This window comes from Candidatus Sororendozoicomonas aggregata (assembly GCF_031528575.1).
Taxonomy (GTDB): domain Bacteria; phylum Pseudomonadota; class Gammaproteobacteria; order Pseudomonadales; family Endozoicomonadaceae; genus Endonucleibacter; species Endonucleibacter aggregata.
The window spans coordinates 1-13,980 of record NZ_JAVLSP010000047.1 but is presented as its reverse complement, the minus strand read 5'-3'; the positions used below and the strand labels follow the sequence as shown (position 1 = coordinate 13,980).

Here is a 13,980-nt window from a genome sequence, read left to right as displayed (position 1 = left end):
GCGAGAAATGGTGGATAAAAAGCCGCTTTTGTGAGGAGAATAGCGGGACTATTTGACGAACAAAAGCGACTTTTTAGACCCATTTATCGTAGCCGCAGTAGGAGCGTGACTTTTAAGACCGCTTCTCAGTTCGTCTGCAAGTTTTACCACTTTCCGCTGATAGAATCGGTATTTGAAAGCACGCTTATTCATACTGACAAGAATATTATTTGCGTAAGGGTCAAGCTTTTTCCAGTCCCACCGGACTGGTTCCTTACATCCCCCACCTGGCTCGGTGGAGGTCTTACGCCAGGAGCCTGATAAAAACACTGGCTTTTTTTACAATTATCAGCCATTTTCCAACAAACTGCGAAGATCGCTGATTGCCGCATTGGCCCGGGAAATAAAATTAGCCATCACCAGGGAATGGTTTGCCAACATCCCAAACCCATCGCCATTAAGAATCATGGGACTCCAGATGGTTTCCTGGGTTCCTTCCAGCTCGCGGATAATCTGCCGCAGGCTGACCAGGGCGTTCTTTTTCTGCAAGACATCATGAAAATCCACTTCAACAGCCTTGAGTAACTCAATCAGCGCCCAGGACGTACCCCGCGCCTGATAAAAGATATCATCAATCTGCAACCACGGGGTTTTTACCACTACCATGTTATCACTGACGGTGGATTGTGACGCTTCAGGGTCACCCGCCAGGTCTGTATTCAGGCGAGGTTTGCCGACACTGGCGCTTAAGCGCTGGGACAGACTGCCAAGACGGATTTCCACATCATTGAGCCAGCGGGCCAGGTTATCGGCGCGGGCGTAAAACTGCGCAGGGTCCTGAGGGTTAGATAAACGCTGCATGTAGTTGCCGAGCCTGTGGATGCCACGTTGATACTCTTTTTCTGTTGCCGGCAGAATCCAGCTATGGGAATCAAAGTTAAACAGAGGTTCAGCAACAGCCAGATCGGGGTCTTCCTTTGACTGGGACTGTGAGCGGCTGAAGTCGCGGCGTAATGCGCGCGCCATATCACGCACTTGCGTCAATACGCCATGTTCCCAGTTAGGCATATTATCCAGAAAGACACCCGGCGGCATAATATCATTGCTCAGATAACCACCGGGCTTGATCAGCAGGGTATCAGCAACACGGTATAACGTGGCAGCTGTTGTATAACCCGTTACCACTGTCTGCCCTTGTTCCTGAGCCATTTTTTCAGCATTGGCCTGCACGGAGAACTGCTTCGGTTCTGCGCTCCAGTAAACCCCAAGTCCTATTTGTATGAGCATGACGACCGCCACCACTGTCGAGAGGATCTTACCACTCATTCGTGTCATCAATGCCCCTGCTCTTGCTGTTATTACTTTTTTCAACCCACTGAGCGCCATAGTGTCCTCGTCTGACCAAGCATATCCGGTGGGTATTATGGGCCAAGTCGCGGGACAATTGAACTTGATTTCTTGATTCGCGGAATGATTACAGCTGTTCAGGCCTTGCCAGAAAATAACCCTGGCCACCGGACACGCCGAGTTCGGTGAGTTTTTCCCATTCTGCCTGGTTTTCAACACCCTGGGCCAGAAGGGTAATATCCCGGCTGCCGGCCAGCATGGCCAGTGTCCGAATATAAAACTGGTTGCCCTGATTGTCGGTAATGCCACGAACAAAGCTGTTATCGATTTTGATATAACGGATGTTCAGCAGGTCAAGGTCACTGAGGGATTGGGTGGTAACCCCGAAGTGATCGAGGGAAAACTCGCAGCCGTTGGCAGTGAGCGCGGTAATACGCTCAGCGAGACCACTGACGGACTCGTGCAAAATACGTTCTGAGGTTTCCAGAATCAGGCGTTGGCTAACCGCTGTATTGCTCTTGAGGCAATCAAGCAGCCAAGGGTAGAACGTATTATCCATAATGGATCGGGGTGAGAGGTTAACACAAAAGACTTCATCGTTTTGTGACTGTTTCATATAACGAACCAGGCAATTTACCACTGCCTGATCAAACGCCGTATGCAGTTCAAACCTCTCCACCATGGGCAGAAAAGCTTGCGCTGATACCAGCTCATTGTCCAGGTGCAGGCGAGCGAGCACCTCCCGAAACAGGGGACGCCCATCGGCGTCGAACCCCTTTTGAGCGAACAAGTCGATTTGCTCCCGTTTAAAGACGCCTTTTAATACATCCTGCCATTGCACCTGGCTCCAGCTGAGATACATGTGGCCTTTAGTATCGCCTACCTCTTCCACCTGCCAGCTGTTATGGCCCTGTAGGTGCAGGTTTTTGAGCAGCTCACCTGATGCGCGTACCAGCGCTTCAAAATGACTTTCGCCCATGCCGGTCACAGAGGCCAAATGGAGCTGCTCCTGCCCCTTGGTGCTAACAAAATAAGGCAGTGATGCCAGTGCCCGAAAACAACCCTCGGCAAAACGTCGGTTTTCTTCGATTCCACAGCTCGGTAAAAAGACAGAAAACTGTGACAGTGAACGCCGGCCAATAATGGCGTCAGGCCAGGGTTCAACGGTTTCAGACAGTCGCTTGGCAATATCAATCAATAGTTCATCAACCGTTTTATGGCCCTTATTGCGGTGCAGTGCATCAAGTCCACCAATATCAATGAGCATGAGGGAGCCGCCCGCATCTTTTCCCTCATTCTTAAGGCTGCTAATGACCTGCCCTTCAAAAGCCCGGTTATTCAAAATGCCAGTGAGGGCATCTTTGACGGATTGATGCCGCAGCTCTTCGGTGAGAATGACTTTTTCATTGAACAGTTTTTGCAGCTTGCCAGCCATCCGGTTCATGGCAATAACCATTTGTCGTAAATCTTTGGTAACCGGCAGCTCACGTTGAACCACAAAGCGACGCTGGCAAATGGCATTTGCCTGATTTTCGAGTAGCTTTAAGGGTTTTAAGACAATACGTAAAAGAATGTTCAGACCGATAATAGCCAGCAGCAGGGCAAAGGCAAACAAGATGGCACCGTTGCAGGCTTTCTGCCACAGGTTCTGGTAAGCAAAACCAAGGTGGCTGGTGACGTACAGTTTACCCGCAGGCACCCAGCCCCTGTTGACTTCAGTGGCAACCTCAGGAGCGTTTAACGCTGTCAGTGCTAAAAACCAGTCGGGAATACCTTCAACGGTGACAGGGTGTTCACTGTTAACACGTACATTGCCAGCCATATCCTCAAACCGGATATTCTGGTAATACCCTCGGTCAAATACCGCATCAACCATGGCATCAATGGTAGCAGTATCACCTGTCTCCGTGGAGGCGATGGCAACGCCAAGGGAGGTCGCCGTGTCCTGGGCATGGGATTCAAGCTGGGCCTGAAGGTAGTTACGGGCATCATTAACGGTGGTGAACAGGCTCAGGCCAAACAGAATGAACAGCAGTGCGGTCAGGCTGATTACCAACTGTTGTAGTAGCGTCATGAACGTGTCCCTCTGTTAAGCCCTTTATTCTTCCTGACTGTTGGCGATGGACTGCTGAAATCGGTTGCGGAGCTTTGTCCATCGCCCAACACGGCTGGATTTCCCAATACGCTTGCCGCTGTTTCCCTGCTGCCTCGCATACCAGAGGCCGTCACCATTAAAGTTATAAACCGGTTTCAGATCCCGTCGCTCGCTGGCGGGTAAAATACGTTTATTCAGGTTATCAAGAATCAGGGGCTCTGTGTCAGGCTCAGGGTAATAACTGAGCACCATATGGGCCTGCTGGTATTCGAGCGCCATAACATAAGTAACGCGGAGCTTTTTATCGGGAATGCCTAGTTGTCGCAAGGTGTAGTATTTGGCGATGGAAAAGTCTTCACAGTCGCCACCGCCACTGCCGAGAAATTCAACGGGTGTGGCCCAGAAATCGTCTTTTCCCCAATGATCAATATCGTTAATAAACCGTTGTTCGTTGAAAAAATCATTGACCACGGTCAGCTTTTGCCTGTCTGTCAGGTGCAGGCTACCGTCTAAAAGACCCTGCCAACGGATCATTCGCTCACTGGCAGCCTTGCCATAATGGCGGCGAACATCATTGATTAATGCGTCGTTAATTATAAAATCATCATCACCCACAGCAGTGGTGATAATCCATAACGGGAAAACAATCAGAAGTTTAAGCCTTGAAAACATGACATCCCTGCCATTGAAACCAGAACTCCTGGTCATTTACTATCATCGGCACGTGGCATGAAGGCTTAACCTGAGGAGACAAACTGTGACCCCCAAAAAAATAGCGCTTATCCTGTCAGGCTCTGGCGTGTTTGATGGCGCTGAGATCCATGAGTCGGTATTAACATTATTGAGCATTGACCGTGCGGGCGCCCAGTATCAGTGCTTTGCCCCCGATATTGAGCAGCACCACGTTATTAACCATGTCACGGGAGAAGCGATGAACGAGCGGCGCAATGTGCTGGTGGAGTCTGCCCGTATTGCCCGGGGCGACATCAAAGCCCTTGCTGCGCTCAATGTTAGTGATTATGACGCCCTGATTATCCCGGGTGGGTTTGGAGCGGCTAAAAATCTGTCTGACTTTGCTTTTACGGGTTCAGGCGCGCAAGTCCAAAGTGACGTGTTGGCGGCAGTACAAGGCTTTGCCACCGCCAACAAGCCCGTGGGGTTGATCTGCATTGCTCCAGCGATCACCGGACGTGCCTTTGCCCCCGGCACACGCTGCACCATTGGCAATGACAAAGACACAGCCAAAGCCATTGAGGCCACCGGTGCCGTGCATGTGAACTGTCCTGTGGATGATATTGTGGTGGACGAATCCCGTAAGCTGATAACAACACCGGCCTATATGCTGGCGCAGTCTATAGGCGAGGCAGCCACGGGTATCGATAAGCTGGTACAAAAAGTCATAGCGCTCGCTTAACCCGGATATTTCATAAACATGCTCCCGGCCTTGCTTGCTCCTTGCGGCTCTAAGGGAGTTTATGAAATATCCGGGTTAAGTTTTATGGCGTTATCAATGGGCTTTTCTTATGGTCATTCAGCAGACAACAAACCAGTCAATAAGAATGTCGCTTCGCTCCACATGCCTCAGGTGGCGAATAAACGCTACCTGAGTAAGAGTCTGATAATAACTTCCCAGTTTTGCCGTTCGGGCTGAGCCTGTCGAAGCTCGCTGCCACCACCGTTCGACTCTTCGCCAAGCTCAGAGTTCAGGGTGAACGAAAATCGGGAAGTTATTTTTAGACCGCTCCTAAGCAACACAACCTTCGAGGCAAGGCTTCCCAATGCTTGCGGTTGTTTCCACCACCAAGCTAACGCTCTGGTGGGGGTTTTGACCCTGCGCTATTTGATAAAATCATCACAATGGTACTATAGCGGCTTTTATACGACATGAGTTTAATTATGAAGCACGTCACAATTATCGTCGCCATGGAGCAGGAAGCCGCTCCTCTGATAGATGACCTGCGGCTCACGGCAGTCCCTATGCATGACCCTTGTTTGCCTTGCCGGGCTTACAGAGGGCTATACGAAAACCTTGAATTAACCCTGGTCATTAACGGTAAAGACCCCATTCATGACGTACAAAATATTGGTACACAGCCAGCTACGCTGACGGCTTTGGAAGCGATTCGTTTCAGCAAACCTGATCTCATTATCAATGCCGGCACCTGCGGTGCATTTGCCAGCAAAGGCAGTGATATTGGCACCGTCTATATTGGTGAGCGAATCCGATTTTTTGACCGTCGCGTCTTTATGAAAAACTATACTGCTTATGGTGAAGGCCACTATGGCGCGCCAGAAGCCATAGCGCTGGCTCGCGCCCTTAACCTTCCTACGGCAGTTGTATGTACTGGCAGCTCAATGGATATGACCGCAACAGATGAGGCTATTTTGCAAAAAGAACCGGTTGTCACCAAAGAAATGGAGGCGGCATCCATTGCCTGGGTAGCGTCTTTTTATAAAATACCGGTGGTTGCCATGAAGTCCGTTACCAACCTTGTGGATACGCCCTCAGATACTGTAGAAGCCTTTCATGCCAACCTGAACTTCGCGTCACAACAACTGAAGGCTAAAATGCTTGATTTACTGGTATTACTGAATGACAGGGTGGTGCTATTGACGTAGACCCTGTTCCCTGGAAATTGCCTTAAACGCCTGCGCATAGCCGGGATCAGGAGAAACGGAGGATAAAAAGTTGATCAAATAATGATTGGAGCGGAAGTGACGACGTTCCAGGGCTTGTGGTTCTTTCTCACGAAGGAGTCTACGGTTTTTGTAAATTGCAGTCGTTCAGACTTAACCTGATAGACGCCCTCTAAAAATCAACACCCGCAAGGTCAACGCTGAACGACTAGGAGGCTGACCGAGAATAGCGCCCGTAGCGAGGATTACGAGAAATTGAGGATAAAAATTTCTGCTTCTGAGGATAATAGTGGGGCTATTTGACGAAGAAGCAGGAATTTTTAGACCAATTTATCGCAACCGCAGTAGGGTAGTCTATTCTCGGACAGCCTCCTAGGAGCCTGACCGCAAGCCTGATCAATTTGAGGCGCTGCTCGGTGTGATATGAGACCTCAAATTCAATATACCGCGCTTATCAACATACTCACCCGTTATATCCGCCATAATGCTGCCGGGATTTTTTGTTATTATCAGGCGCGGCTCAAGCCCTAATGGCTTGTGCCATTTAAACGTGCCGACAACACTGCCTGAATCATTGTTTATTACTTCAAACTTCTGCGTGCTGTCCCTGAATGCACAGTTCCATGAAGATTTATAATATAACCTCAGACTAATAAGGTCGCCAAAAATGGCAACGTATGAAGAGGGAGTGACTCGGTACATGCAGACCCCCTTCCCACTGGCTTTCACTGTATAGCCTTTTTTTGAGAAATGTTGGTAACCTTTGGGTATTAGATTCCTGACTTCAATAAAGGTTTTGATTTTGCCATAAGCATTACCGAGGGTGGATAAGCTCAAGACCAGAGTAAAAAAAAACGACTTGTTCGCCATGGACTTTCCAGCCCGTAAAATAGACATCATACTCATGACATACTCCTGCCGCCCATTACCACCAAAGAAGTCATCCTATTTAGCCTGTCAGTAAGCGGCAAGGATCTGCCATTGTGAAAGCGCCTTTGTTGACAAACACGACTAGCGCATACGACAAGGCGCGGGGCACTGAGTGAATAATACTAAAGTACTCATGCCGCGGCCCCCTTTCACTTGTCCCGCTGGTAAGCTTAACAAGGTTTCTCTTCTTTATTTAACCAAAGATTCAATGAGTTGAACTTAATATAATCATACTCTGCCCTGTCCTCCATGAAGCCAGGATTGTTTGTTATTTCCAGATACGAATGAAACATACGCCCCATGGGCTTTATCCATGTAAACTTGCCGACAACTTTGCCTGTATCATTATTTATCACGTTAAAATTCTGCGTGCTGTCCTTGAGCGCACATATGCCTGAAGATTTATAATGTATGCTTAAATGACCATAGCGAGTATAAGTGACAATGTATGGAGAGGGCGTCACGTTGTACATGCAAGCACCCTTGCCAATGGGTTCAAACTTATAGCCTTTTTTTGAGTAAAACACCTGATTTGGGGCTATATCATTGTAAATGTGAAGACAGGTATATGTGCTATAGGCCTTATCCATGATGGATAAGCTCAGCGCCAGAGTAAAAAAAACAAATGATTTTTTCGCCATTTTCACCATTGAGTTTCCAGCCCGTAAGATCGATTTCATACCCATGATGTACTCCCACCGTCCATTACTATCAAAGAACTCATCTTGAAAATCATGCCCCTGTTAACATCACGGAAACGGGGGTAAAAATCACTGTTGTATGATATTGACCAGAGGCAGACTTTTCACCTCTTTTAAACCCGTTGATCAGGTAGTGAGGGAGCGTTGATTTCCCCCAAGATCCTCTGGCACAGGGTTTGTTACCATGGCGATTGATGTTGAGTGCTTGAATTGTTGATAATACCAACCAGTGATACCAGAGGCTCGGTTAAAGGGCTCTATTGGCTGACGGCGTCTGGTTTTCGCTCATTGTGGACAGGACGACGAAGCATCGGGTTTTGCAATACTTCTTCAAAAAGCTAAGGCCCCTACGATAATCTGACCTTCAAAGGCGGACTAGGAGCCTGCCCGAGAATAGACTGCGCTACTGCGGTTGCGATAAATTGATCTAAAAACCCCTGCTTCTTCATCAAATAGCCCCGCTATTCTCCTCAGAAGCAGAAATTTTTATCCTCAATTTCTCGCAATCCTCGCTACGGGCGCTGTTCTCGATCAGGCTCCTAGGTGCGGCTGACCTGCCAATTACCCCCGTCGCCCAGCTTAGTAAGGGCAAGGGTGTAAATAATCTAACCATATATTCAATGCGTTGCCCTGGAAATAAATAGTCCCCGTATCGTCCTTCAAGAAGCCTGGATTGTTTGTTATATCCAGATACGGATCATAAAATTTTTTTTTCCATGTGAACTTGCCGACAACTTTGCCTGTATCATTGTTTATTACGTTAAAACTCTGCGCGCTGCCTCTGAATGCGCAACCACCTGAAGAATCATAATCTATTTTTATCAAACCAGATCTTCTATAAACGGCACTGTATGAAAAGGGATACACTTCGTGCATACAAGCACCTTTGCCAGTGGGTACAAACTTATAGCCTTTTTTTGAGTAATTCTTCTGGTGTTGGTCTATATCATTGAAAATATGGATACAGGACTTTGCTTTGAAGAAACTAAAAGCCTTATCCATGATGGATAAACTCAACACCAGCGTCAAAAAAATAAGTGATTTGTTCTTCATTGAGTTTCCAGACCGTAAGATGGATTTCAACCCCATGATATACTCCTACTGTTCGTTACTACCAAAAAAATCATACCCCGGTTGACATCACAGAAGCGGATATAAAAAATCACTGTTGCTGATCCTGACCACAAGCAGACTTTCATTGTCAACTCGCCTTTCTAACCCTGTTGAGTAGGTAGTGAGCGAGCGTCGATTTCCCCCCAAGATTCGCGCAAGGTTTGCTACCATGGCGATTAATGTTGAGTGCTTGAGTTGCCCCCGTCGCCCAGCTTAGTAAGGGCAAGGGTCTGCATAATATAACCTTATATTCAATGCGGAGTAGAAAGCAGTAGTCCCCGACGTATCCTCCAAGAAGCCTGGATTGTTTGTTATATCCAGATACGGACCATAAAAAAGTCCCAGTTTTTTTTTCCATGTGAACTTGCCGACAACTTTGCCTGTATCATTGCTTATCACGTTAAAACTCTGCGCGCTGCTTTTGAATGCGCAACCACCTGAAGAATCATAATCTATTTGGATCTTACCAGATTCTCTATAAGTGGTACTGCATGAAGACACTGAGTGAATACAAGCGCCTTTGCCAGAGGATACAATCCTATAGCCTTTTTTCGAGTAACCCTTCTGGTATTGGCCTACATAATTGAAAATGTAGATACAGGACTTTGCTTTAAAACTAAAAGCCTTATCCATGATGGATAAACTCAACACTAGAGTCAAAAAAATAAGTGATTTATTCTTCATTGAGTTTCCAGACCGTAAGATGGATTTCAACCCCATGATATACTCCTACTGTTCGCGAAAAAATCATCTTATCTTTACTCATTTCCAGCATAGGACGACGAAAACCGCCTTTTCAACACGTCTAAAAAAACGACAGGAGTCAAAATAATCTGACATTCATAATGTGGTCTGAATATGGAGACACACAAAAAAAGGCTGCTTTTAAAACATAATATAAAATCATGAAAATACAAGCCTGTTGCACTTATCGTATTACTCCAGCCCGGCTTTTCTGACTAGCGAAATGAACATGGCAAGCCGGGCGAAAGAACAGGACAAACGACCAGTAATAGCAGACTATTGCGAGGAGTTTTAACGGAGGTCTGGGCTACAGTTGATCCCAGCCCCCTAAGGAGCCTGTCGGACTTTTACAGTGGCTTCTGAATTGGACGGAGTATCTGTTTTTTGCACTTATTCGCCGTTTTCGCCGTTTTCGCCGTTCGCAACCTCCCACTGTTCCTGCAGAGCCATCCAGGCATCCTCTGCTTCTGCCAGTGTTTTCTTCAATACGGTTTGCTGGTCAAGCAGCTCTTTCAGCGCAGCTTTATTGACCTGATCATAAATAGATGGATCTGACAGCTTTTTTTCTACTGAATTTAACGACATGTTTAGGGTATCAATGGTTTTTTCTGCTTTTTCCAGCGTTAACTTTAATGGCCGTAACGCCTTCCGACGCTCAGCCTGCTGCCTCTTTTGCGCTTTTTTAGCTTGGGCCGAGTTAGCAGCAGGGACTGAAGCGTTGGCTGGTACGCTGTTATTGCTCATCAGCAGGCGCTGCTTGATAAGCCAGTCGCTATAGTCTTCAATATCACCGGCAAATTCTGTGACCTTTCCATCATCAACCAACAATAAAACATCCGCCGTATTACGTATCAGGTTTCTGTCGTGAGAGACAATAATTACCGCCCCCGTAAATGACTGAAGAGCCACCGTCAACGCATAGCGCATATCAAGGTCAAGGTGATTTGTTGGCTCATCCAACAGCAATAAATTAGGTTTTTGCCAGGCAATAATGGCTAAAGCCAGCCTGGCCTTTTCTCCCCCTGAAAACCCTTCAATGGTTTCCAGTGCTTTATCACCAATAAAACCAAATCCGCCCAGGAAATGCCGAAGTGTCTGCTCACGGGCATCAGGAGACAAACGCTGCAAGTGCAATAAGGGGCTGGCATGTATATCAAGGCTTTCGAGCTGGTGCTGGGCAAAGTAGCCCGTCTTTAAATGCTCCCCCTGGTGGCGCTCACCAGCAATAAGAGGAAGATCACCCACCAGGCTTTTTATCAATGTTGACTTACCCGCACCGTTCACGCCAAGCAGACCAATACGATTACCCGGCAGGATCGATAGTTTTGCTTTCAATAGTTCCTTACCGCCGTAGCCCAACGATGCCCTGTCCAGCGTTAGCAACGGCGAAGATTGTTTCTCCGCTTCAGGAAAGCTGAACGAAAACGGAGAGTCAGTATGTGCGGGCGCGCTTTCTCCAAGCCGTTCAAGCGCTTTTAAACGGCTTTGTACTTGCTTGGCTTTGGTCGCTTTCGCTCGAAAGCGATCCACAAAGCGTTGCATATGGTCACGTTGCTGCTGCTGCTTTTCATACACAGCTTGCTGCTGTTCTAGTCGCCCTGCCCTCAAGCGCTCAAACGCTGAGTACCCACCCCGATATTTCGTCAGGGCGTTGTGCTCAATATGCAACGTGTGATCGGTAACAGCATCAAGAAAATCCCGGTCATGGGAAATAACAACCAGCGTCCCCTGAAAGCCTTTCAGATAGGATTCAAGCCAGACAATGGCGTCCAGATCCAGGTGGTTAGTTGGCTCATCCAGCAGCAGGATATCAGCCGGACTCATCAAGGTGCGCGCCAGGTTCAGACGCATACGCCATCCCCCGGAAAAGTCACGGGCACTCTTACGTACGTCTTGATGGGCAAACCCCAGACCAACCAGTAATTGTTCAGCTCGCGCTCGCGCCGTATACCCGTCAGCAGACAAATACTGATCGTGAAGTTCAGCGGTTTTTTCGTATTGCTGGCTTGCTTCTGCCTCCGCCAGCGCCTGCTCAATAGTTCTCAGCGGCTCATCACCGTCCAAAACATACTCAATGGCCTCCCGGTCCAGGGCCAGAACTTCCTGAGACATATGGGCAATGCCACGGCCAGCATCAATCGTCAAATCACCGGTATCCGGGTGGAGGTCGTGCGTTAGTAAGGCCAACAGGCTGGATTTCCCTGCTCCATTGGCCCCCACAAGCCCCACATGCTGGCCTGAATGAATAATAACACTGGCGTTTTCCAGCAGGCGCTTGCCCTGCCTGAGTAAACTGATGGTCTGTAATCTAATCATGTCGGCATTATAACGAAACCACTTGTCGAAGGAATGGGTTTTAAAGATGAACTCACAGCAGAGACACTGGGGAAAAGCTGGGGAAAATAGTGCACAGAATAAAAAAGGCACTGGATGATAAGTCCAGTGCCTTTAAGGGGTTAATATTTTACAGGCTTGGCAGCCAGGCTGCTCGTGTGTCTGAAGAACGCTTATTTCTTGCCGGTAGCCGATTTTTTTCTGACGACTTTTTTCTTAGCGGCGGCTTTTCTCACTGGCGCCTTTTTCTTGACAGCTTTTACCCTGGCAGTTGCTTTTTTAGCGGCTGTTTTTTTCTTAACGACTTTTTTCTTAGCCGCGGCTTTTCTTGCAGGTGCTTTTTTCTTAACGACTTTTTTCTTGGCAGTGGCTTTTCTTACAGGAGTTTTTTTCTTAACGACTTTTTTCTTAGCAGTGGCTTTTCTCGCAGGTGCTTTTTTCTTAACGACTTTTTTCTTGGCAGTGGCTTTTCTCGCGGGTGCTTTTTTCTTAACGACTTTTTTCTTGGCAGTGGCTTTTTTTGCCGGCGCCTTCTTTTTTGAAGCAGACTTTCTGGTTACCTTCTTTTTGGCAGTGGTTTTGCTGGTAGCCGCTTTTTTCTTTACCGTTTTCTTCTTCGCTGTCGCCTTCTTCTTGGCAGCAGCTTCAGCTTTTTTTAACTTGCTCTGTGCGGTTTTCAGCTTTTTCTTCGCGGCATCAACGCTTTTCTTTGCCTTTTCAATGTCCTTGATCAGCTTGGCAACTTCTTTTTCGAGCTTTTTAACAGGATCTACCTTCCGGGCTGTTGTTTTTGGCTTTGCTGCCGTTTTCCTTACTGCGCTTTTCTTGGCTGTACTCTTCTTAACTGTACTCTTCTTAGCTGCTGGCATTGGTCGTTCCCTCGTCATTGCCTAGTTGTGTTACACCATTAATCAAAAGCAGTAAAATTCTTCTGCATTTAATAGAAAAATAGAGCGGTTACTCCTTGACTGCAAATTTTTTTTAAAATTTTCTTGATTTTTTCCAGAAATAGTACTCAGCGCCAGGTCACCCAGGCAATATATAGATTGCGATAAAACTCTTAAATAAACTGTAAAAAAAAGGGTTTTTTTGCTTTCTTGCGCAACGAATTTCTTGCTATCTGAACACATTTGCACAAGACTGTTCAGCAGACAAAATGAGCTGTATCCTCAGCTCAGCGAAATCGATGAAAGAGAGTTGAAATGAAACTAAAAGTGCTTGCTGGTATCAGCCTTATTACCTTTTCTCTTCATGCAGCAGCTGAATCTTCCGTAAAAACGCCAGAAGAAAAATTGAGCTACAGTCTTGGCGTGATGATGGCCGATCAGTTACAGCAACAGTTTGAGAAGGTAGATACAAATGCTTTATCACAAGGCATCAAAGACGCTATCGCTGGTAGTAAACTAAAAGTTAGCCGTGAAGAAATGCCGAAACTGATAGAAGCAGCCTATACGAAAAAACAGAAACAGATTCAGGCAGAAAGAAAGGTACAGGCTGAAGCCAACCTGAAAAAAGGGAAAGAATTCCTCGCTGAAAATGCTAAAAAACCCGGTGTAACCACATTAAAAAATGGACTACAGTACAAAGTTATTACTGCAGGCAAGGGTGAAAAACCCACCGATACAGACGAGGTTACTGTCAATTACGAGGGACGATTGATTGATGGCACTGTCTTTGACAGCTCCTATAAGCGAGGTGAACCAACAACCTTCCCCCTCGACCAGGTTATTAAAGGGTGGCAAGAAGCCCTGAAACAGATGCCAAAAGGTTCAACATGGGAAGTTTATATTCCCGCAGACTTGGCCTATGGCCCTGCCGGCGCCCCCGGTGCCGTTGGCCCTAACGAAGTCTTGATCTTCAAAGTTGAGCTGCTCGACATTAAAAAACAGACCAAACAGACCACAAAGCCGAAAACTAAATAGCCAGGAAGCCGTTAATAATTTTTTGTGAAAAGCGAAACCCACGGGAAAACCTGCCTGTTTTTTCGACTTTCTCAGAAGCAGCCTTAAAAGTCTGCCCGTAGCGAGGACTGCGAGAAATGGCGGATAAAAAGTCGCTTTTGTGAGGAGAATAGCGGGACTATTTGACGAACAAAAGCGA

At 47.1% G+C, this 13,980-nt stretch carries 12 protein-coding genes; 3 read left to right on the top strand and 9 right to left on the bottom strand.

Going from position 1 to position 13,980, the window contains the following annotated elements; all coding sequences use genetic code 11:
• Positions 1-327: 327 nt before the first annotated feature.
• The 3 genes from V4C51_RS10295 to V4C51_RS10285 all read right to left on the bottom strand — a co-directional run bounded on the left by V4C51_RS10295 (position 328) and on the right by V4C51_RS10285 (position 4,129).
• On the bottom strand, positions 328-1,305 hold the full coding sequence (locus V4C51_RS10295) for a DUF2333 family protein (RefSeq protein ID WP_420797651.1): 978 nt from the start codon (positions 1,303-1,305) through the stop codon (positions 328-330).
• 148 nt (positions 1,306-1,453) lie between these two features.
• The gene (locus tag V4C51_RS10290; protein ID WP_330926073.1) at positions 1,454-3,400 is read right to left on the bottom strand and encodes an EAL domain-containing protein; all 1,947 of its coding nucleotides are present in this window, start codon (positions 3,398-3,400) and stop codon (positions 1,454-1,456) included.
• Between the two features lie 24 nt (positions 3,401-3,424).
• Positions 3,425-4,129, bottom strand: a complete 705-nt coding sequence (locus V4C51_RS10285; protein WP_330926072.1) for a transglutaminase-like cysteine peptidase — start codon at positions 4,127-4,129, stop codon at positions 3,425-3,427.
• 49 nt (positions 4,130-4,178) lie between these two features.
• Between V4C51_RS10285 and elbB the strand changes: the two genes are divergently transcribed.
• Both elbB and V4C51_RS10275 read left to right on the top strand, forming a co-directional pair.
• Positions 4,179-4,835: an isoprenoid biosynthesis glyoxalase ElbB gene (gene elbB / locus V4C51_RS10280; protein WP_330926071.1), complete on the top strand. Its 657-nt coding sequence runs from the start codon at positions 4,179-4,181 to the stop codon at positions 4,833-4,835.
• A gap of 482 nt (positions 4,836-5,317) precedes the next feature.
• On the top strand, positions 5,318-6,040 hold the full coding sequence (locus V4C51_RS10275) for a phosphorylase family protein (RefSeq protein ID WP_330926070.1): 723 nt from the start codon (positions 5,318-5,320) through the stop codon (positions 6,038-6,040).
• 414 nt (positions 6,041-6,454) lie between these two features.
• Here the strand turns inward: V4C51_RS10275 and V4C51_RS10270 are convergent, their stop codons facing one another.
• The 6 genes from V4C51_RS10270 to V4C51_RS10245 all read right to left on the bottom strand — a co-directional run bounded on the left by V4C51_RS10270 (position 6,455) and on the right by V4C51_RS10245 (position 12,749).
• A complete protein-coding gene (locus tag V4C51_RS10270; protein WP_330926069.1) occupies positions 6,455-6,964 on the bottom strand; it encodes a hypothetical protein in 510 nt (169 codons plus the stop codon).
• Between the two features lie 194 nt (positions 6,965-7,158).
• Positions 7,159-7,674 carry a hypothetical protein gene (locus V4C51_RS10265; RefSeq protein ID WP_330926068.1) on the bottom strand — a complete coding sequence of 172 codons (516 nt, stop codon included), beginning with the start codon at positions 7,672-7,674 and terminating at the stop codon, positions 7,159-7,161.
• Between the two features lie 594 nt (positions 7,675-8,268).
• Complete coding sequence (locus V4C51_RS10260; protein WP_330926067.1) at positions 8,269-8,778, bottom strand: hypothetical protein; 510 nt, start codon at positions 8,776-8,778, stop codon at positions 8,269-8,271.
• Between the two features lie 237 nt (positions 8,779-9,015).
• Positions 9,016-9,522: a hypothetical protein gene (locus V4C51_RS10255; protein WP_330926066.1), complete on the bottom strand. Its 507-nt coding sequence runs from the start codon at positions 9,520-9,522 to the stop codon at positions 9,016-9,018.
• A gap of 414 nt (positions 9,523-9,936) precedes the next feature.
• Complete coding sequence (gene abc-f, locus V4C51_RS10250; protein WP_330926065.1) at positions 9,937-11,862, bottom strand: ribosomal protection-like ABC-F family protein; 1,926 nt, start codon at positions 11,860-11,862, stop codon at positions 9,937-9,939.
• Positions 11,863-12,053: 191 nt separating this feature from the next.
• Positions 12,054-12,749 carry a hypothetical protein gene (locus V4C51_RS10245; RefSeq protein WP_330926064.1) on the bottom strand — a complete coding sequence of 232 codons (696 nt, stop codon included), beginning with the start codon at positions 12,747-12,749 and terminating at the stop codon, positions 12,054-12,056.
• Positions 12,750-13,082: 333 nt separating this feature from the next.
• Between V4C51_RS10245 and V4C51_RS10240 the strand changes: the two genes are divergently transcribed.
• On the top strand, positions 13,083-13,802 hold the full coding sequence (locus tag V4C51_RS10240) for a BamJ family beta-barrel-assembly machinery protein (RefSeq protein ID WP_330926063.1): 720 nt from the start codon (positions 13,083-13,085) through the stop codon (positions 13,800-13,802).
• Positions 13,803-13,980: the final 178 nt, after the last annotated feature.

What these genes read in the sequence shown, in the direction of transcription:
- V4C51_RS10295 (WP_420797651.1), bottom strand. Translation starts at nt 1,305, where the DNA reads ATGAGTGGTAAGATCCTCTCGACAGTGGTGGCGGTCGTCATGCTCATA.
- V4C51_RS10290 (WP_330926073.1), bottom strand. Translation starts at nt 3,400, where the DNA reads ATGACGCTACTACAACAGTTGGTAATCAGCCTGACCGCACTGCTGTTC.
- V4C51_RS10285 (WP_330926072.1), bottom strand. Translation starts at nt 4,129, where the DNA reads ATGACCAGGAGTTCTGGTTTCAATGGCAGGGATGTCATGTTTTCAAGG.
- V4C51_RS10275 (WP_330926070.1), top strand. Translation starts at nt 5,318, where the DNA reads ATGAAGCACGTCACAATTATCGTCGCCATGGAGCAGGAAGCCGCTCCT.
- V4C51_RS10270 (WP_330926069.1), bottom strand. Translation starts at nt 6,964, where the DNA reads ATGAGTATGATGTCTATTTTACGGGCTGGAAAGTCCATGGCGAACAAG.
- V4C51_RS10265 (WP_330926068.1), bottom strand. Translation starts at nt 7,674, where the DNA reads ATGGGTATGAAATCGATCTTACGGGCTGGAAACTCAATGGTGAAAATG.
- V4C51_RS10260 (WP_330926067.1), bottom strand. Translation starts at nt 8,778, where the DNA reads ATGGGGTTGAAATCCATCTTACGGTCTGGAAACTCAATGAAGAACAAA.
- V4C51_RS10255 (WP_330926066.1), bottom strand. Translation starts at nt 9,522, where the DNA reads ATGGGGTTGAAATCCATCTTACGGTCTGGAAACTCAATGAAGAATAAA.
- abc-f (WP_330926065.1), bottom strand. Translation starts at nt 11,862, where the DNA reads ATGATTAGATTACAGACCATCAGTTTACTCAGGCAGGGCAAGCGCCTG.
- V4C51_RS10245 (WP_330926064.1), bottom strand. Translation starts at nt 12,749, where the DNA reads ATGCCAGCAGCTAAGAAGAGTACAGTTAAGAAGAGTACAGCCAAGAAA.
- V4C51_RS10240 (WP_330926063.1), top strand. Translation starts at nt 13,083, where the DNA reads ATGAAACTAAAAGTGCTTGCTGGTATCAGCCTTATTACCTTTTCTCTT.